The sequence below is a fragment of the Arthrobacter sp. TJ-263 genome (assembly GCF_058269155.1).
This window is the reverse complement of the sequence record NZ_JBZCNE010000002.1, coordinates 668,380-685,365: the sequence shown is the minus strand read 5'-3', so window position 1 is coordinate 685,365 and position 16,986 is coordinate 668,380. Positions and strand designations below refer to the sequence as shown.

The following is a 16,986-nucleotide window of genomic DNA, read 5'->3' as shown; positions in this document are numbered from 1 at the left end:
TTTCGGGGAAAGCCCGACTGCCGGTGGGCGTCCGGCGGGGAACGGCCGTATAGTCTACCCGCTGCCGGCGGGGAACCGTGATGAGGCAGGCGCGCTCCGGCGACACCCCGGCCTGCCCTACTCTTGGCTCGGGGGCTGAGCGCCAGGTCGCAGGGAAACGGAAGAGGTCGCACGTGTTCGAGGCTCCAAGCATCATCTTCGCGGCGGCGGGGCTTGCGGTGTTCGCGGCCGCCCTCCTGCCCCGCCTGCTGATGCGCGCCCCCGTGTCCATGCCCATGGTCTTCCTCGCCGCCGGCATCATCATCTTCACGTTCGCGAAGGACCTTCCGGACCCGGACCCCATGAAGTACAGCGACGTGACCATCCACCTCAGCGAGGTCTGCGTCATCATCTCGCTGATGGGCGCCGGGCTGGCACTGGACCGCAAGGTCGGCTGGCACCGGTGGTCCACCACCTGGCGGCTCCTCGGCATCGCGATGCCGCTGTGCATCCTCGGACTGACCCTCATGGGGATGTGGGTCCTCGGCCTCGGCGTCGCGTCGGCCCTGCTGATCGCCGCCGCCCTCGCGCCGACCGACCCCGTGCTCGCCTCGGAGGTGCAGGTCGGCGAGCCGTCGGAGTCCGAGGAGGACCTGGACGCCGAGGACGAGGTGCGGTTCGGACTGACCTCCGAGGCAGGCCTCAACGACGGGCTCGCGTTCCCCTTCATCTACCTCGCGATCCTGCTGAGCACCGTGGGGCTCGCTCCGTCGGCCTGGTTCCCGGAATGGATCCTCCTCGACGTGCTGTGGCGCATCATCATCGGCTGCGCGTTCGGCGTCGGGATCGGCATGCTGCTCGGCCGCATCTTCTTCCGGTCACCCATCAAGAGCGTCCGCCTCGCCAACCACTCCGAGGGCTTCGTCGCGCTCGCGGCCACCTTCCTGACGTACGGCGTGACCGAGGCGGTGGAGGGCTACGGCTTCATCGCCGTGTTCGTGTGCGCCGTCACCATCCGCGCGGGGGAGCAGACCCACGGCTACCACGGTGTCCTGCACAGCTACATCGAGCAGCTCGAGCGCCTCCTGACGGTCGTCGTGCTCGTCCTGCTCGGTGGTGCCGTGGCACGTGGGCTGCTCGAGGGCCTGCGCCCGCTCGAAGTGGTGGTCGCCGCAGCCTTCATCCTCCTCGTCCGGCCCGTCAGCGGCTGGATCAGCCTGGCCCGCGGGAAGACCGGTCCGCGGGAGCGCAGCACCCTCGCCTTCTTCGGTGTGCGCGGCATCGGGTCCATCTACTACCTCAGCTACGCGCTGTCGAAGGGGGAGTTCACGGCCGACGAGTCCACGCTGTGGCGCATCGGGGCGCTGGTGATCGTGATGTCGATCGTGGTGCACGGCATCACCGCGGCGCCGGTCATCAACGCGCTGGACCGGGCACGGCAGCGCAAGGCACGTGAACAGGGCGACGAGGCGCAGGCGCCGCATACGCCCGTCTAGCCGTCGCCGGTCAGGCGGGCCGTTTCCGTTCGATGGCGGTCCGCACCGCCAGCCCGCCGACGAGCGCCCAAAAGGCCCCGCCGATCCCGAGGACGGACAGGCCGGACGCCGCGAGGAGGAACGTCACGGCGCCGCTCATGCGCCCGGTCGCGTCCCGGAAGGACGCCGTCACCGCCGTCGCCATGGTGCCGATCAGGGCGAGCCCGGCCACCGCCTCCACGAGCCCGGCGGGTGCGGCGCCCACGACGACGACGAGCGCCCCCGAGCAGGCGGCGAGCACCAGGTAGGACAGGCCCGCGGTGAGGGCCGCGATCCACCGGCGGTCGCGGTCCTCACCCGCACCCTCGCCTGCGGACAGCGCGGCCGACAGGGCCGCGAGGTTGACCGCGTGGCCGCCGAAGGGCGCGACGACGGCGGTCCCCGCGCCCGTGACGGCCAGGGCGGGCCGCCAGGGGGCCTCATAGCCGAAGGACGAGAGCACGGCGACGCCCGGGAGGTTCTGCGACGCCATCGTGACCACGTAGAGCGGCAGGGCGATGCCGAGGACGGCGGCAGGCTCGATGACCGGGACGGTGAATGCCAGGGACGGGGCCAGGGACGACGCGTCGATGGCCGTACCCGCGAGGCCGAGCTGGACGCCGATCACGGCCAGGGCCGCGAGGAGCGCGAGGGGGACCGACCACTTGGGGGCGAGGGCCGAGGCGGCGAGCCAGACGAGGATCACCGGCAGCACCAGGAGCGGGATGGTGCCGATGGACTGGAACGGCGCCAGGCACAGGGGGAGCAGCACGCCCGCGAGCATCGCCTGCGCGAGGTGCTGCGGGATGCGGGCCACCAGCCGGCCCAGCCACGGCACCGCCGCGGTCAGCGCGATGAGGACGCCGGTGACCAGGAAGGCGCCGACCGCCGCGGGCCAGCCGCCGGACGGGATGCTGGCACCGGCCAGCAGGGCGGCACCCGGGGTGGACCACGAGAGCGTGACGGGGATGCGGTATCGCAGCGACAGCAGGACGATCCCGACGCCCACGACCGCGGTCAGCGCCAGCAGCCCCGAGGCGGCCTGCTCGGGTGACGCGCCGGTGGCCCGCAGGCCGGCGAGCACGACGGCGAACGACGAGGTGAAGCCCACCAGGGCGGTGACGATGCCGGCGAGGACGGGTTCGTGCAGACCGGGCCGGACGGAGGATCTGGTGTGCACCGCGGGACTCCTGTCGGGTGGCGCGCAGCGCCCTCGGAATTCGTTCTGTCTACGGAACGGCCAGCGTAGGATGCAGGGATGCCCGAGGACAAACCGGACCGCGACGAATCCCTGCACTCCGCCGTCGCCCGCAGGATCACGCGGCTGCGCCGGGACCGCGGGCTTTCCCTCAGCGCCCTGGCACTGCAGGCGGGCATCGGGAAGGGCACGCTGTCCGAACTGGAGGCGGGGACCCGCAATCCGACCCTCGGGACGCTCTACGCGCTCGCAGGCCCCCTGGGGGTACCGCTCACCGGACTCGTGGGGGACGGGACGGGGCGTGGCGTCTCCGACGGCGTCGTGGAGGCCCGGCTGCTCACGGTGCGTACGCACGACGACGGCGGCACCACCGAGGTCTTCTGGCTCACCATCGCGTCGGCGGGGACGCGGGTGTCACCGGCCCACGGACCGGGGACCGTGGAGCACTTCCGGGTGGTGCGGGGCAGCGCACGCGTGGGCGTGCTCGGCTCCGAGCAGGACGCGACGGCCGGCGACGCGCTGTCCTGGCACGGGGACACGGTGCACTCCTACGCGTCGACGGACGGGGGCGCGGAGGGGGTCCTGACCATCGAGACGCCGGCGCGCCGAGACGGATCAGGCGCCGGTCACGCGGTGATCATGCAGTGATCAGGCGTGGCGCAGCTGCTCGAGCCGGCGCTGGATGGCCTCCAGCTCGTCGCTGAGCGCCTGCAGGCGGGCGGAGTTCTGTTCCACCGCGAGCTCGCGGACGAGGAGGTCCTGGCGCTCGCGGAGCGCGGCTTCGGACGGAAGTGGGTCGCTGGGCATGCGCCCAGTCAAGCAGATCCGGCGCAGGCTCGGGGCCGTGCGCCGTCACAGGGGCGTGACGTAGGCGCCGGCGATGCCGCCGTCGACCATGAACTGGCTGGCCGTGATGAAGGACGAGTCGTCCGAGGCCAGGAAGGCGACGGCGGCAGCCAGTTCGTCGGGTTCGGCGAAGCGCCCCAGCGGGATATGGACGAGCCGGCGCCGGGCCTGTTCGGCGTCGCTCGCGAACAGCTCCTGCAGTAAGGGGGTGTTGACGGGGCCCGGGCAGAGCGCGTTCACCCGGATCCCCTCCCGGGCGAACTGCACCCCCAGCTCACGGCTCATGGACAGCACGCCGCCCTTCGACGCGGAGTAGGAGATCTGGGACGTGGCGGCACCGAGGACCGCCACGAAGGAGGCCGTGTTGATGATCGACCCGCGTCCCTGCGCCTGCATGTAGGGCAGGACGTGCTTGCAGCAGTAGTACACGCTCGTCAGGTTCACCTCCTGGACACGGCGCCAGGCGTCGATCCCCGTGTCGAGGATGGAGGAGTCGTCGTCGGGCGAGATCCCCGCGTTGTTGAAGGCGATGTCGATGGAACCGTAGGTCGCGAGGGCGAAGGCGTACATCGCCCGGACATCGTCCTCGCTGGTGACGTCGGCGCGGATGAAGCTGCCGCCGAACTGCTCCGCCAGCGACTCCCCGACCGCGTCCGGACAGATGTCCCCGATCACCACGTGCGCCCCCTCGTGGGCGAGGCGCCGGGCCGTGGCCAGGCCGATCCCCGAGGCGCCCCCGGTGACGACCGCGGTGCGCCCCTGGAGGCGGTTGGTCACGAGTCCGTTGTAGGGCAGGGCTGTCATGGGCACTCCTTCTGGTCGGATGGACGCCACTCAGGCATCGGTGGCTATGAAGACGTTCTTGGTCTCGCTGAACGCGTCGAGGGCCTGGGGGCCCAGTTCCCGGCCGAGGCCGGACTGCTTGAAGCCGCCGAACGGCGTGGAATACCGGACGGAGGAGTGCGAATTCACGGAGAGGTTCCCCGCGTCGATGGCCCGTGAGACGCGGAGCGCGCGGCCCACGTCGCGCGTCCAGATGGATCCGGACAGTCCGTAGGCCGAGTCGTTGGCGAGCCGCACGGCATCCGCTTCGTCCTCGAACGGGACGACGCAGACCACCGGGCCGAAGATCTCCTCCGTGAAGGCGGCGGACCGGGGATCCGAGGGCGTGATGACGGTGGGCGGGAACCAGAAGCCGGGTCCGTCGGGGGCGGCGCCCTGGAAGGCGACGTCGGCCACGGTCCTCCCGTCCGCGTCGTAGACGAATCGCGCCACGGCGTCGCGCTGGGCGGCCGAGATCAGCGGACCCATGTGCGTGTCCTCCAGGCCCGGATCGCCCACCCTGACGGATTCCACCGCGGTTCCCAGCATGCCCAGGACGTCGTCGTACACGGACCGCTGGACGAGCACCCGGGACCGGGCGCAGCAGTCCTGCCCGGCATTGTCGAAGGCCCCGTCGGGTACCGCGGCGGCGGCCTTCTCCAGGTCTGCGTCGGCGAAGATGACGTTGGCGCTCTTCCCGCCGAGTTCGAGGGTCACGCGCTTGACCTGTTCCGCGCAGCCCGCCATGATCTGCTTGCCCACGCTGGTGGAACCGGTGAAGACGACCTTGCGGACCGCAGGGTGGGAGACGAAGCGTGCACCGACGACGGAGCCCTTGCCCGGCAGGACGGTGAACACGCCCTCGGGGATCCCGGCCTGCAGTGCGAGCTCACCGAGCCGTATCGCCGTCAGGGGGGTGAGTTCGGCCGGTTTCAGGACCACCGTGTTGCCGGCGGCGAGCGCCGGGGCGAAACCCCACGCTGCGATGGGCATGGGGAAGTTCCACGGCACGATGATGCCGACGACGCCGAGCGGTTCGTGGAACGTCACATCCACGCCGCCCGCGACGGGGATCTGCTGCCCGAGATGGCGTTCGGGGGCCGCCGAGTAGTACGTCAGGACGTCACGTACGTTGCCGGCCTCCCAGCGCGCATTCCCGATCGTGTGGCCGGCGTTGGCCACCTCGAGCGCGGCGAGCGCCTCGATCTCCGCATCCACGGCGGAGGCGAACCGCCGGAGCAGCAGCGCACGGTCCGCCGGGGCCACCTGCCGCCAGGCGGGGAAGGCGCCGGCCGCCCGCAGGATCGCGGCATCCGTGTCCTCCGGTCCCGCCATGGCGACCGTGCCGATGGCCTTCTCGGTCGCAGGGTCGAGGATCTGGTGGGTGGAGCTCATGACGCGGTCCTTTCAGGGGCGAGGCGGGAGGCGTAGGTGCGGGCAGCGTCGACGAAGCCGCCGAACAGGCGCCTGTCCTGCCCGTTCTCCTCGGGATGGAACTGGACGCCGAGGGTCCAGCCGACAGGGCCCCCGACGGCCGCTTCGACGACCTCCACCGTCCCGTCCGCGGCCAGGGCCGTCACGCACAGTCCGTCGGCGATCCTGTCCAGGCCCTGGTGGTGGTAGCACGGGCTCGACGCCCGCTTCCCCAGCAGCTGCCGGGCGATGGACCCCGGTTCGGTGGTGAAGTCGACGCTGCCGAAGACACCCGGCGCGGGCTGATACCGCGCTGCGTCCTCCCGCACCTCGGGCAGGTGCTGGTGCAGCGTGCCGCCGAGGGCGACGTTGAGGACCTGCGCCCCCCGGCAGATGGCGAAGAGGGGTGTGCCGGCGTCCAGTGCCGCCCGCGTCAGGGCGAGGTCGTGGTCGTCGCGCTCCGGCTGGGACACCGTGGTCGGATGCGGCGCGGCGCCGTAGCGCACAGGGTCCACGTCGACCCCGCCGATGACGATCAGACCGTCGAGCAGGCCGACGACGCTCGGATCGGTGCCCAAGGGTGGCAGCAGGAGGGGGCTCCCGCCGGCGTCCACGACGGCGCGCACGTAGGCGCCCGGCACGATGGCCGCGGTGCCGTCCCAGACACCCCAGGCCGCGGACTGCCAGTACGTGGTGAGGCCGACCCTGGGGCGGTAGGTGCCGTGTGCGGGCTCGGTCGTCACCATGACGCCCTAGTGTCGTTCAAACCCGCGCCGCACTTCCCAGTCCGTCACGGCCGCGTTGAACTGGGCCAGCTCGACGTCGGCATAGTGGGTGTAGTGCTCCACCACCTCCTCGCCGAAGACCTCCCGCGCGATCGCGGAGCCGGCGAAGAGGTCACGGGCCTCCTGCATCGTGGCGGGCACGTGGTCGGCGTCGGACAGGTAGGCGTTGCCGTCCATCCGTGGTGGCAGCTCCAGTTCGTTCTCGACGCCGTACAGTCCGCCGGCGAGCATCGCCGCGAGTGCGAGGTAGGGGTTCGCATCCGCGCCCGGGACCCTGTTCTCCAGGCGGGCGGAGGAGCCGTGGCCCACGAGGCGGACCGAGCAGGTCCGGTTGTCCAGCCCCCAGGCGACCGCCGTCGGTGCGAAGGAGCCTTTGGAGAAGCGCTTGTAGGAATTGATGTTGGGCGCGTAGAAGAGCGTGAACTCACGCATGGTCGCGAGCACCCCCGCGATGAAGTGGTCGTAGAGCGGCGTGCGCTGGTTCCCGGCCTCGTCCCAGAACACGAGTCCGCCGTCGTCGCTCCGGAGGGACATGTGGATGTGGCAGGAGGAGCCCTCCCTCTGGTTCGGCTTGGCCATGAAGGTCACCGACTGGCCCCGCTGGGATGCGATCTCCTTCGCCGACAGTTTGTAGACACTGTGGTTGTCGGCCGTCACGACCACGTCGTCGTACTTGAACGCGATCTCGTGCTGACCGAAGTTGCATTCGCCCTTGGCCGACTCGACGATCATGCCCGCCTGGTACATCGCATTGCGGATGTCCCGCAGGAGCGGTTCGACGCGCAGGGACCCCAGGATCGAGTAGTCGACGTTGTACTGGTTGGCGGGAACGAGATCGCGGTAGTGCTTGAGGCCGGCGTCCTCGAACGAGTCGTTGTAGATGATGAACTCCAGCTCCGTCCCCGAGAACGCCCGCATGCCGCGGTCCGCGGCCCTCGCGGCCTGCGCCTTGAGGATGCTGCGCGGGGCGACCCGGACCGGTTCGCCGGTGGTGAAGGACAGGTCCGACTGGATCATCACCGTGCCCTCCCGATAGGGGAGGCGCCGGATGGTGTCGAGGTCGAGGTCGAACACCATGTCCCCGTACCCGGTGTCCCAACTCGACATCGCATAGCCTTCCACGGTGTTCATGTCGGTATCGACTGCCAGCAGGTAGTTGCATCCCTCCGTGCCGTGGCCGAGGACCGTGTCGAGGAAGAACCGGCCGTGGATCACCTTGCCCTGCAATCTGCCCTGCATGTCGGTGAACGCCAGGACCACCGAGTCGATTTCACCTGCCTCGACGGCCGAGGTGAGCTGGTCGACGGTGAGCATGCGTTCACTGCGGGGATGCGGGTCCATGAGTTTCCTTCTGTCGGGTGGGGTGGCGTCGCGGGTGGGGTCGGGTCAGGCCAGGTCCTGCTCCTCCTTCTCCAGCAGGGCGAATTCCTCCTCGGGGGCGCTCGCCACCAGGTGGTGGCGGCTGTAGAACCAGAAGTAGGCGAGGGCACCGAGGAAGATGGCGGCGGTGATGGAGGCAGCGAGGATGTCGACGAAGAAGGTGGCCACCAGGGCGATGACGGCGAGGACGAGGGCGATGCCCGTCGTGACCACCCCGCCCGGCGTGCGGTATCCCCGCTCGAGCCCGGGTTCCCTGAACCTCAGGAGGATGTGCGACAGGTTCAGCAGGACGTAGGACACGGTGGCACCGAAGACGGCGATGTTGATGAGGAGCCCGCCGTTGCCGGTCAGGGCGGCGAGCAGGAAACCGATGGTCCCCGGGACGATAAGAGCCACCCACGGGGTGTGGCGCTTCGAGGTGAGGGAGAGGACGCGGGGGAGGTAGCCGGCCCTCGAGAGGGCGAAGAGCTGCCGCGAGTAGGCGTAGACGATCGAGAAGAAGCTGGCCACGAGGCCCGCGAGCCCTGCGTAGTTGACGAAGTCGGCGAGGGCGGAGTCCCCGCCCGCTGCCGCCCGCAACGCTTCAGGGAGCGGGGAGTCCGACTGGCCCATCGCGTCGGCGCCTGCCGCCCCCGGTACCAGGAAGAGCATGAGCGCGCCGAAGACCAGGAGCAGCAGCATGGCGACGATGATGCCCCGCGGCATGTCCCGTTTCGGGTCGCTGGATTCCTCGGCGGCGAGGGGGACGCCCTCGATGGCCAGGAAGAACCAGATCCCGAACACCAGCGCGGCGAGGACACCGGAGAACCCGTACGGCAGGAAGGCCGACGATCCGGCCGACCCGTCGGGGACGATGTCGAACAGGTTCGCGGTGTCGAAACGCGGCAGGAGCCCGACGACGGTCACCACCAGGGCGACGACGGCGACCACGGTGATGCCGAAGATCAGCTTGAGCGCCTCGCCGACGCCCCAGAGGTGGATCCCGATGAACACCACGTAGGTGACGAGGTAGACCGGCCACGAGTTGGTGATGTCGAAGAGCCCGAGCGCCTCGATGTACCCGCCGATGAACGTGGCGATCGCGGCGGGCGCGACGGCGTACTCGATGAGTACCGCCATCCCCGTGGCGAAGCCTCCGAGCGGACCGAGGGCGCGGCGGGCGAACCCGTAGCCGGCACCGGCCGTCGGGAGCGTCGACGACATCTCCGCCAGGCCGAACACCATGCAGGTGTACATGATGCCCATCAGGATGAAGGCGATGAGCAGGCCGCCCCACCCGCCTTCCGCGAGTCCGAGGTTCCAACCGGAGAAGTCCCCCGAGATGACGTAGGCGACCCCGAGCCCGGCCAGCAGGACCCAGCCGGCGGCCCCGCTCTTCAGCTTCCGGTGCTTGTGGTACTGGTCGTCGACGGCGGTGTAATCGATGTTCCTGTGTGCCACGTGTACCCCTTGGTTGGACGGCCGGATGGAGGACGGGTAGGGCAGGCCTTTCTCGGCGGAGCGGATCCACGCCGACAGCATTGGACTGATATCAGTCCAAAGAGTGCCCTAATGCTCGTCCCCCCGATCCGGTTCGTCAAGAGGGCTGCCGACCGGCGGGGATGAGGGCCGCCGGCCGGTGCGTAAGCTGGAAGCATGAGCGACCCTGCGGATCCTGTTTTCCGGCTCATCCAGCCGGCACGCAGGGGGAACGCGTTCGAGGAGACGGTCGAACGTCTCCTGCATGCCATCAAGCTGGGCGTGTTCCCCGCCGGGTCACGGCTTCCGCCCGAACGGGATCTCGCCGAGCACCTGGGCGTCTCCCGTTCCACCCTGCGCGACGGGCTCGCCGACCTGCAGACCGCGGGCTACCTCACCGTCCAGCGCGGCCGCTACGGAGGCGCCGTCGTCAGTGCGTCGCTGCCGGCCGCCGGCGACGGCCCCGCCTCCCTGCGCCGTTCCGAGGTGGAGGACGTCCTCGCCTTCCGTGCCGTCGTCGAGCCCGGCGCAGCCCGCCTCGCCGCCCAGCGGGCGTGTTCGGAGGAGTCGCGCCGTGACCTGCTCGGAGCGCTGCAGGCGGTGGACGACGCCGACGCAGCCCGGTATCGCCCCCTCGACGCCCGGCTGCATCTCGCCATCGCCGAGGTGGCGGGGTCGCCGTCGTTGGCGCTCGCCGTGGCCCAGGCGCGGTCCAGGACCAACGACATGCTCGACCGCATCCCTTTCCTGGCGGCGAACATCAGCCATTCCAACCGGCAGCACGCCGCCATCGTGAAGGCGGTGCTCGGGGGCAATCCGGAGCGCGCGCAGGCCGAGATGACCGCCCACCTCGAGGGCACCGCTGCCCTCCTGCGGGGGTTCCTCCTCGACGAGGCGGACGGCGATGCGGAGGGGGCGTAGCGACTCCCGTGCTCGCCCGGGCCGCGCCCCGGGCCTCCGCGGCTTCCTCCGTGGCGCTGTCCCTGCCCGCGCGGGAAATAGATACACCCGGGCAACCGTTCCCTGAGAAGACCCGCGACACACCCCGTCGCGGTCGTCGAGAACCGGAAGGTGCACCCATGTCCGTCCCCCTGTCCATCCTGGATCTGGCGCAGGTCGCTGAAGGCTCCACGCCGGCAGAGACCTTCGCCTCGAGCGTCTCGCTCGCGCAGCACGCCGAGCGGTGGGGATACCGCCGCATCTGGTACGCGGAGCACCACAACATGGGCAGCATCGCGTCCTCCGCCACGAGCGTGCTCATCGCCCATGTCGCCGCGCACACGTCCACCATCCGTCTCGGCTCGGGAGGTGTGATGCTGCCCAACCACTCACCGCTCACCATCGCCGAGCAGTTCGGCACTCTCGAGAGCCTGCACCCGGGCCGGATCGACCTCGGCCTCGGACGGGCCCCCGGCAGCGACCAGGTCACGGCGCGCGCCCTGCGCCGCGACCCCATGGCTGCCGACAGCTTCCCGCAGGACGTCCAGGAGCTGCAGGGCTACCTGAGCGGCGAGAGCCGCGTGCCCGGTGTCCAGGCGACCCCGGGCAAGGGCACCAATGTCCCGCTCTACATCCTCGGGTCCTCGCTGTTCGGTGCGCGGCTCGCTGCGGCCCTGGGCCTGCCCTTCGCCTTCGCGTCGCACTTCGCCCCCCAGGCGCTGCAGGACGCCGCTGCCATCTACCGCCGGGAGTTCACGCCGTCCGCGCAGTCCTCGGAGCCGCACTTCATCGCCGGCGTGAACGTGATCGCGGCGGACAGCGCGAACGACGCCCACCACGAGTTCCACGAGGGCATGCTGCGCCGTGTGAGCCTGCTCCTGGGCCGTGGGCAGACCTTCACGCGGGAGGAGTCCGAGGCCATCCTCGCGTCGCCGGCCGGTCAGCAGATGGCCGGGATGGCACGGTACAGCGCCGTCGGCACGCCCGACGTCGTCCGCGACTACCTGGAGCAGTTCGCCGAGCGGTTCGGGGCCGACGAGCTCATCGTCGCGACCCAGGCGGAGAGCACCGACGCGTGGCTGCGCTCCTTCGAACTGCTGGCCGATGCGATGCATCCGGTCGCCGCGCAAGGGTAGCCGATCAAAGAACTTTGGCTTCCTGCTTGCCATTACCCTCCAAGGTTTGGTTAAGTGGGTGTCGGTTGTAGTGTTGCGCATTTGTATTTCACGCGGTCTGGCCCTCGCGGGACGGATCGTGTCTCTGAAAAAGCGGACAAGCACGCCGCGACTGGGGCGCTCCGAAAGTCGGAGTGCGTCTGAATTTCAGAAGGATAAACAAAAATGGCAACAGGTACCGTGAAGTGGTTCAACGCTGAAAAGGGCTTTGGATTCATTGCTCCCGACGACGGAAGCGCAGACGTGTTCGCACACTTCTCCGCCATCAATGCGAGCGGCTACCGCTCGCTTGACGAGAACCAGAAGGTCAGCTTCGACACCGAGCAGGGCCCCAAGGGTCCTCAGGCGTCGAACATCCAGCCCCTCTAAGGCTCGGATCTTCCACTAGATCTTTTCGCGAGTAGCAGGTCGGACCTCGGTCCGGCCTGCTTCTTCGTTAACCCGCATCTGCCGCGCCGCCGGGCGGGTCCGACTCCGGCCGCTGCCGCTGTGCCGCCCGATGAACCAGGCCGCCTCCGGGCGGGGCGTGGGAGGTCTCAGCCCTCCCCGTCGCAGAGGCCGATGAACGCACCGAGTTCCTCCAGGGCGGCCGGCGTGGAGGGCATGTGCTCGGTCAGCCGCGGGGACCTGACGACGACGGCGCGCCACTGCCCCCGCGAGATCGCGACATTGACCCGGTTGCGGTTGAGCAGGAACCCGATGCCGCGGGGTGCCTCCGCGGCGGAGGACGCCGTCATGGTGACGATCACGACGACGGCCTGCTGACCCTGGAACCTGTCCACGGTGCCCACCCGGACGTCCCCGAACCCGGCCGTCCGCAGTGCCTGCCGGGTGAGCTGCACCTGGGCGTTGTACGGCGCGACCACGAGGATGTCCTCCTGCGCGAGCGGGCGCGGGACGGTACCCGGCACGGGGGTCCAGGCCAGGCCGAGGTGGCGCCGCACCTGCTCGACGACCTCCGCTGCCTCCTCCGCCGAGGCCGTCGCGTTGCCCTCATGGTCGACCATGACGCATTCGATGCCGGGCCGAGCACCCTCCAGGCGCCGCCCGCGCGCTGCTGCAGCCGTGGTCAGCCGGCCGTCGTACGCGAAGGCCGACACCGCGCGGCACAGGTCCGGGTGCATGCGCCAGGTGTCCGCGAGGAAGTACCCGAACCGCCCGGGCAGTGTCGCGTGCCCGGCGGACAGCCAGCCGAGCGCGGATCCGTCGACCGGCTCCGGGTGGACGCCCTGGGTGACCTGCGGGAGCTGCTGCGGGTCACCGAGCAGGAGGAGCCGGCGTGCGGCGCGGGCCACGGCCATCGTGTTGGCGAGCGAGAACTGCCCTGCCTCGTCGATGACCAGCAGGTCGAGGGAGTGCGCCGGGACCTTGCTCCCGGTCATCGTCCAGGCCGTACCTCCGACCAGGCAGCCACCCGGTCCGCCGATCAGGCGGGCGACGTCGTCGTCGGACCGTTGTGTCCAGGGTGTGTCGGGTGTCTCCGTGCGTTTGGCGACCTGGTCGGCGGGGACACCGGCCTCGATGGCACGGCACAGCAGGTTCTCGACGACGGCGTGCGACTGCGCGACGACGCCCACCTTCCACCCGAGGTGCACCAGGCGGGAGACGACGTCGGCGCCGACGTGGGTCTTGCCGGTACCGGGCGGACCCTGCACGGCGAGATAGGAGTCCTCGAGGAGGTGCAGGGCGGCGGTGATGGCCTCGGCGTAACCGTTCCCGTGCAGCGGTGCCGTGGGTGGTTCGGCGCCGCCCGCGAGGCGTGGGGGGACGCGCCGGAGGAGGTCGAGCGCGGGGTCCCCGGGCACTCCCGGAAGCGACCGGCCCACCCGGTCCGCGAGGGCGGCCAGCGCGTCCTGCATCGATCTCGTCATCAGCGGCTGGTCGGGGGCCAGGGCCAGGGGGAGTTCGGGACGCTCCGGCGCTCCGCGCCGCAGCTTCTCCCTGAACACCACGGTCGCGACGCCGTCCGCATCCTCGGACAGCTCCGTCACCTCGACGCCGAACCAGCCGCCGCGCCCCGTGCCGCCGCCGTCGATGCTGTCCGCATCGGGCGGGACGGGCGCGTCGTAGATCGCGAAGTAGGTCGAGCCCTCCCTGACGTCGGCCCCCGCCGTCAGGGTGCCGGTCGCCTTCAGCAGCCGCACGGGGTTCGAGCGGGAGGTCGGCCTGGCCCAGTCCTGCACCACCTCGAGGGTCCGGAACACCAGCACGTCACGTGCGGTGTCCCAGGCATGGGCGGGTGCGGCGAGCCGGTCGAAATGGGACCACCAGAACTGCTTCCGCTCCCGGCGGTGATACCCGACGGCCGCCGCGACGAGCGCGATGGCCTGCTGGTCCGCCCCCCTCCCCGTACCGGTCGGCAGGTCGGCGAGGTACGCCAGCAGCCTGGCCTCCTCGGGGGCGGGGCCGTAGGCGGGGAGGTCCTCGGCGTCCGGAACAGGGGCGGGGGCGGGCGCGGCGGACGGGAGACCCGCGGCACCAGGGAGAGCGTGCCGCTGCCCGAGCGAGAGCAGCCAGTCCCGGAGCCCGAGCGTCGAGAGGCAGTCGTAACGGTTGTAGTCGGTGATGCCGGCGAGGATCTCCGCCGCGGCTGCGCCGTCCCCGGCGTCGCGGGCGGCACAGTAGGCGGCATAGGCGACGACCGAGGCTCCGGCGTCGGTCACGTCCCCGGAACGCAGGCTACCGCCCAGGTAGAGGGGCTCGAGCTTCTTGAGGCCGTAGGAGCGCTCGGAGATACGGAGGCTGCGGCGCACGGTCTCGTAGAGGTCCACGAGGACGCCCTCGCGGAGCAGGGTGTCGACGGCGTCCTCGCCGATCACATGGACGAGGGACAGCCTCCGCAGGGCGCTCTTCTCGTAGGCCGCGTAGTGGTAGACGTGCAGGTCCGGGTACTGCAGGCGGCGCTGCCGGACGTACTCGAGGAACCGGACGAACGCCGCGCGCTCCTCCGCACGGCTGTGGGCCCAGAACGGACGGAAGGGCGGCTCACCGTCGCGGTCCGGCTGCTCGACGACGCCGAACAGGTACTCGATGCCCCAGCTGCCGTCCTCGGGGTCCTGCCAGAGCGGATCGCCCTCGAAGTCGAAGAAGATGTCACCGGGGCTCGGCGCCGGCAGGGCCCCCAGCGTGTGCTGCGGAAGGACGCGGTAGGACAGCGTGCGCTCCGTGCCCTCTGCGTCGCGGTAGGTGACGCCGCCGTCCACTGCGATTGCCCCGACCTGCAGGCGCGCCTGCTCCTGCAGCCTCGTCAGGGCGGCGTCCTCCGGGTGGTCGGGCAGCGCGGCGAGGTCGTCGATCGTGGCGACGCCCTGGGACTGCAGGCGTGCCCTGCGCTCGCCGGTCATCCCCGCCACCAGGAGGAGGTCCCGCGATGCCAGCACCTGCTCGGCGCAGTAGTCGCACCGCCCGCACGCGGCCACGCCCGGAGCGCCCCTGCCCACGGGGTCCGCCTGCCTGCGATGGCCGTGCACGAGCTCGAGGAAGCGGGTGCGTCGCTCGCGGAACACCGGCAGGAGATCGGGCAGCCGATGGGTGCTGCGGCGGCGGTCACCGAGGACGAGCGTCACCTCGTCCGCCGTCGGGATGCCCGCCGCCTGCAGCTGGTCGCCGTACGCGGCGAGCTGCAGCAGGGCGCCGACCTTCGCGTGGCGGGCGAGCTTCGTGTCCCAGACGGCGTACGCGCCGTCGTCCTGCCGGACGAGGAAGTCCGAGCGCCCGTGGAACATGCCGTCGAAGAACGCCGCCTGGAACACCACGGCCGCGCCGGAGCGCAGGGCGCGGAGGGACTCCTCATGCTTGGCCTCCAGGGTGGCCCGGTCCAGGGACGCGGCCGGTTCGACGTCGTACACGCCCGACACGTTGCCCGGCGACCACAGCCCGTGCTCGGCCACCAGCTCGTCGAGGACCCGGTGCTCGTGCACGTCCCCGAGGGCGGCGGCGCGCTGCAGCATCCCGTCCACGGGGAAGTCGGCCCGGGGGGCCCGTCCCAGCTTCTCGTCGAGGATGCGCAGGAGCCGGTACCCGCACTCCGACGCGGTGACGAGGTCCGTCGCCGAGAACACGAGGTCGGGGGACGTCGCGTCCGGGGCGCCGTGGGCGTCGAGCAGGAACATGGGCCGCTGGTCCTTTCGTCGTGCCGGGGAGACCAGCAGTCCATCACGGGCCGCCGACGATCCCGTGACAGGGGTCACAGGGCGTGCGGCCCCGGACCTGTCGGGGTGCAGCGCGAACCCACCGACAGTAGAGGATACCCAGCATGAGCGGGCACGCGAGCTGTCGAGGGTCTGGGAGAATTGGAGGCACCGATCGCCGACCGACCAGGAGCCCCATGAACCCCCGCACGCTTTTCCGCACCGTCGCCGTCGCGGAGGCGGTGACCTGGGCCTTCCTGCTGCTGGGCATGTTCCTCAAGTACGTCACGCGGACCACCGAGGCGGTCGTCCCGCCGGCAGGAGCCGTGCACGGCTTCGTGTTCCTCTGCTTCGTGGCGACGACCGTCTTCATCTGGATCAACCAGCGCTGGTCGGTGGTGACGGGACTGCTGGGCCTCGCCTCGGCGGTCGTCCCGTTCGCGACCATTCCCTACGAGCGGTGGATCGAGAGCCGCGGACAGCTCGCCGGGACCTGGCGCCTGGCCCCGGGGGCCGAGGCGCCGCGGACGCCCGTGGAGCGGCTCCAGGCATGGGTGCTGCGCAGTCCGCTCGTCGCGCTGGCGGTCGCCGTCGTCGGGATCTCCGTGGTCTTCAGTGTGCTGCTGCTCGTCGGCCCTCCCGGATCCTCGAGCTGAGGCCCGCATGACCGACCTGCGGAACACGACGGACGACGAGCGGTTCTTCCTCCACAGCGGCCGCCGCTGGCGGAAGACCGACCCTTCGCTGCCGGACGACGTCAAGGCGCGCCTGATGTCCCACCTCGGGCGAGGACGCTCGGGCGTGCGCAACAGTGCGAAGGGCGACGACGGCGCGGCCCTGCCCCGCGCGCGGCGCACCGTCCAGCTCGCCAAGGAAGGGCTCGGCGAGCGGGGGACGCCCTGGTGGGAGCAGTCCGCGGCGCAACGCACCGCGCGATGGACCGCAGCGCTGCAGGAACTCGACCGCATGCACCCGAAGAAGCCCGGCGGCTCCGCCGGCCGCGCGGCGGGGGACGCGACGGACGATGCCTGACGGGGTCACGGATCCCGATCTGCGGGCCGAGATCCTGCGGATCGCCGCGCAGCGGGGCAGCGGGAAGACGCTGTGCCCGTCCGACGCCGCGCGCAGCATCGGCGGGGATCAGTGGCGCGACCTGATGCCCGCGGCGCGGCGCATCGCCTTCGACCTGGCGGGGGAGGGGCTCGTGCACGTCACCCAGCACGGGGAACCTGTGGCCCAGGACGCACGGGGGCCCATCCGCATCCGCTGGATCGAGGGCCCGGCCGCAACGACGGACGACGGCGCCTCGGGGGAAGCGCCGTCGTCCGGGTGATGCCGGGTACCCCG

Annotated in this window: 16 protein-coding genes; 8 read left to right on the top strand and 8 right to left on the bottom strand. The window is 70.9% G+C overall.

The features are described from left to right. Positions 1-173: 173 nt before the first annotated feature. Positions 174-1,475, top strand: coding sequence for a cation:proton antiporter (locus AC4D2F_RS13705; protein WP_490911027.1), 1,302 nt, complete (start codon positions 174-176; stop codon positions 1,473-1,475). Positions 1,476-1,485: 10 nt separating this feature from the next. Here the strand turns inward: AC4D2F_RS13705 and AC4D2F_RS13700 are convergent, their stop codons facing one another. Then, a complete protein-coding gene (locus AC4D2F_RS13700; protein WP_490911026.1) occupies positions 1,486-2,673 on the bottom strand; it encodes a benzoate/H(+) symporter BenE family transporter in 1,188 nt (395 codons plus the stop codon). A gap of 78 nt (positions 2,674-2,751) precedes the next feature. Between AC4D2F_RS13700 and AC4D2F_RS13695 the strand changes: the two genes are divergently transcribed. Next, positions 2,752-3,339 (top strand): helix-turn-helix domain-containing protein, encoded by a 588-nt coding sequence (locus tag AC4D2F_RS13695; protein ID WP_490911025.1) that lies wholly within the window; start codon positions 2,752-2,754, stop codon positions 3,337-3,339. Here the strand turns inward: AC4D2F_RS13695 and AC4D2F_RS13690 are convergent, their stop codons facing one another. From AC4D2F_RS13690 to eat, 6 genes are read right to left on the bottom strand one after another with little or no spacing between them, the layout of a single operon-like run. Continuing rightward, on the bottom strand, positions 3,340-3,498 hold the full coding sequence (locus tag AC4D2F_RS13690) for a hypothetical protein (RefSeq protein ID WP_181033704.1): 159 nt from the start codon (positions 3,496-3,498) through the stop codon (positions 3,340-3,342). Positions 3,499-3,543: 45 nt separating this feature from the next. Then, on the bottom strand, positions 3,544-4,341 hold the full coding sequence (locus AC4D2F_RS13685) for a 3-oxoacyl-ACP reductase (protein WP_490911024.1): 798 nt from the start codon (positions 4,339-4,341) through the stop codon (positions 3,544-3,546). A 30-nt stretch (positions 4,342-4,371) separates the two neighbouring features. Continuing rightward, a complete protein-coding gene (locus AC4D2F_RS13680) occupies positions 4,372-5,754 on the bottom strand; it encodes an aldehyde dehydrogenase family protein (RefSeq protein WP_490911023.1) in 1,383 nt (460 codons plus the stop codon). Next, positions 5,751-6,518: a gamma-glutamyl-gamma-aminobutyrate hydrolase family protein gene (locus AC4D2F_RS13675; RefSeq protein ID WP_490911022.1), complete on the bottom strand. Its 768-nt coding sequence runs from the start codon at positions 6,516-6,518 to the stop codon at positions 5,751-5,753. Before AC4D2F_RS13675 ends, AC4D2F_RS13680 begins: the two co-directional genes overlap by 4 nt. 6 nt (positions 6,519-6,524) lie before the next feature. Further along, positions 6,525-7,898 (bottom strand): glutamine synthetase family protein, encoded by a 1,374-nt coding sequence (locus AC4D2F_RS13670; protein WP_490911021.1) that lies wholly within the window; start codon positions 7,896-7,898, stop codon positions 6,525-6,527. A 45-nt stretch (positions 7,899-7,943) separates the two neighbouring features. Beyond that, positions 7,944-9,377 (bottom strand): ethanolamine permease, encoded by a 1,434-nt coding sequence (gene eat / locus AC4D2F_RS13665; protein WP_490911020.1) that lies wholly within the window; start codon positions 9,375-9,377, stop codon positions 7,944-7,946. Positions 9,378-9,572: 195 nt separating this feature from the next. On the opposite strand from eat, the gene AC4D2F_RS13660 reads away from it, so the two are divergent. The 3 genes from AC4D2F_RS13660 to AC4D2F_RS13650 all read left to right on the top strand — a co-directional run bounded on the left by AC4D2F_RS13660 (position 9,573) and on the right by AC4D2F_RS13650 (position 11,878). Next, positions 9,573-10,316, top strand: coding sequence for a FadR/GntR family transcriptional regulator (locus AC4D2F_RS13660; protein ID WP_490911019.1), 744 nt, complete (start codon positions 9,573-9,575; stop codon positions 10,314-10,316). Positions 10,317-10,474: 158 nt separating this feature from the next. Next, the gene (locus AC4D2F_RS13655; RefSeq protein ID WP_104168692.1) at positions 10,475-11,470 is read left to right on the top strand and encodes an LLM class flavin-dependent oxidoreductase; all 996 of its coding nucleotides are present in this window, start codon (positions 10,475-10,477) and stop codon (positions 11,468-11,470) included. A gap of 204 nt (positions 11,471-11,674) precedes the next feature. Next, a complete protein-coding gene (locus AC4D2F_RS13650) occupies positions 11,675-11,878 on the top strand; it encodes a cold-shock protein (protein WP_026533290.1) in 204 nt (67 codons plus the stop codon). A 167-nt stretch (positions 11,879-12,045) separates the two neighbouring features. On the opposite strand, the gene AC4D2F_RS13645 is transcribed toward AC4D2F_RS13650, so the two are convergent. Continuing rightward, a complete protein-coding gene (locus AC4D2F_RS13645; RefSeq protein WP_490911018.1) occupies positions 12,046-15,621 on the bottom strand; it encodes a TM0106 family RecB-like putative nuclease in 3,576 nt (1,191 codons plus the stop codon). 215 nt (positions 15,622-15,836) lie between these two features. Between AC4D2F_RS13645 and AC4D2F_RS13640 the strand changes: the two genes are divergently transcribed. From AC4D2F_RS13640 to AC4D2F_RS13630, 3 genes are read left to right on the top strand one after another with little or no spacing between them, the layout of a single operon-like run. Further along, positions 15,837-16,295, top strand: a complete 459-nt coding sequence (locus tag AC4D2F_RS13640) for a DUF3817 domain-containing protein (RefSeq protein WP_104168690.1) — start codon at positions 15,837-15,839, stop codon at positions 16,293-16,295. Positions 16,296-16,302: 7 nt separating this feature from the next. Further along, positions 16,303-16,671 carry a 2-polyprenylphenol hydroxylase gene (locus tag AC4D2F_RS13635; protein WP_104168689.1) on the top strand — a complete coding sequence of 123 codons (369 nt, stop codon included), beginning with the start codon at positions 16,303-16,305 and terminating at the stop codon, positions 16,669-16,671. Next, positions 16,664-16,972 (top strand): DUF3253 domain-containing protein, encoded by a 309-nt coding sequence (locus AC4D2F_RS13630; RefSeq protein WP_490911017.1) that lies wholly within the window; start codon positions 16,664-16,666, stop codon positions 16,970-16,972. Before AC4D2F_RS13635 ends, AC4D2F_RS13630 begins: the two co-directional genes overlap by 8 nt. The last annotated feature ends 14 nt before the right edge of the window (positions 16,973-16,986 follow it).

What these genes read in the sequence shown, in the direction of transcription:
- AC4D2F_RS13640 (WP_104168690.1), top strand. Translation starts at nt 15,837, where the DNA reads ATGAACCCCCGCACGCTTTTCCGCACCGTCGCCGTCGCGGAGGCGGTG.
- AC4D2F_RS13670 (WP_490911021.1), bottom strand. Translation starts at nt 7,898, where the DNA reads ATGGACCCGCATCCCCGCAGTGAACGCATGCTCACCGTCGACCAGCTC.
- AC4D2F_RS13675 (WP_490911022.1), bottom strand. Translation starts at nt 6,518, where the DNA reads ATGGTGACGACCGAGCCCGCACACGGCACCTACCGCCCCAGGGTCGGC.
- AC4D2F_RS13695 (WP_490911025.1), top strand. Translation starts at nt 2,752, where the DNA reads ATGCCCGAGGACAAACCGGACCGCGACGAATCCCTGCACTCCGCCGTC.
- AC4D2F_RS13635 (WP_104168689.1), top strand. Translation starts at nt 16,303, where the DNA reads ATGACCGACCTGCGGAACACGACGGACGACGAGCGGTTCTTCCTCCAC.
- AC4D2F_RS13630 (WP_490911017.1), top strand. Translation starts at nt 16,664, where the DNA reads ATGCCTGACGGGGTCACGGATCCCGATCTGCGGGCCGAGATCCTGCGG.
- AC4D2F_RS13680 (WP_490911023.1), bottom strand. Translation starts at nt 5,754, where the DNA reads ATGAGCTCCACCCACCAGATCCTCGACCCTGCGACCGAGAAGGCCATC.
- AC4D2F_RS13690 (WP_181033704.1), bottom strand. Translation starts at nt 3,498, where the DNA reads ATGCCCAGCGACCCACTTCCGTCCGAAGCCGCGCTCCGCGAGCGCCAG.
- AC4D2F_RS13660 (WP_490911019.1), top strand. Translation starts at nt 9,573, where the DNA reads ATGAGCGACCCTGCGGATCCTGTTTTCCGGCTCATCCAGCCGGCACGC.
- AC4D2F_RS13650 (WP_026533290.1), top strand. Translation starts at nt 11,675, where the DNA reads ATGGCAACAGGTACCGTGAAGTGGTTCAACGCTGAAAAGGGCTTTGGA.
- AC4D2F_RS13685 (WP_490911024.1), bottom strand. Translation starts at nt 4,341, where the DNA reads ATGACAGCCCTGCCCTACAACGGACTCGTGACCAACCGCCTCCAGGGG.
- AC4D2F_RS13655 (WP_104168692.1), top strand. Translation starts at nt 10,475, where the DNA reads ATGTCCGTCCCCCTGTCCATCCTGGATCTGGCGCAGGTCGCTGAAGGC.
- AC4D2F_RS13645 (WP_490911018.1), bottom strand. Translation starts at nt 15,621, where the DNA reads ATGTTCCTGCTCGACGCCCACGGCGCCCCGGACGCGACGTCCCCCGAC.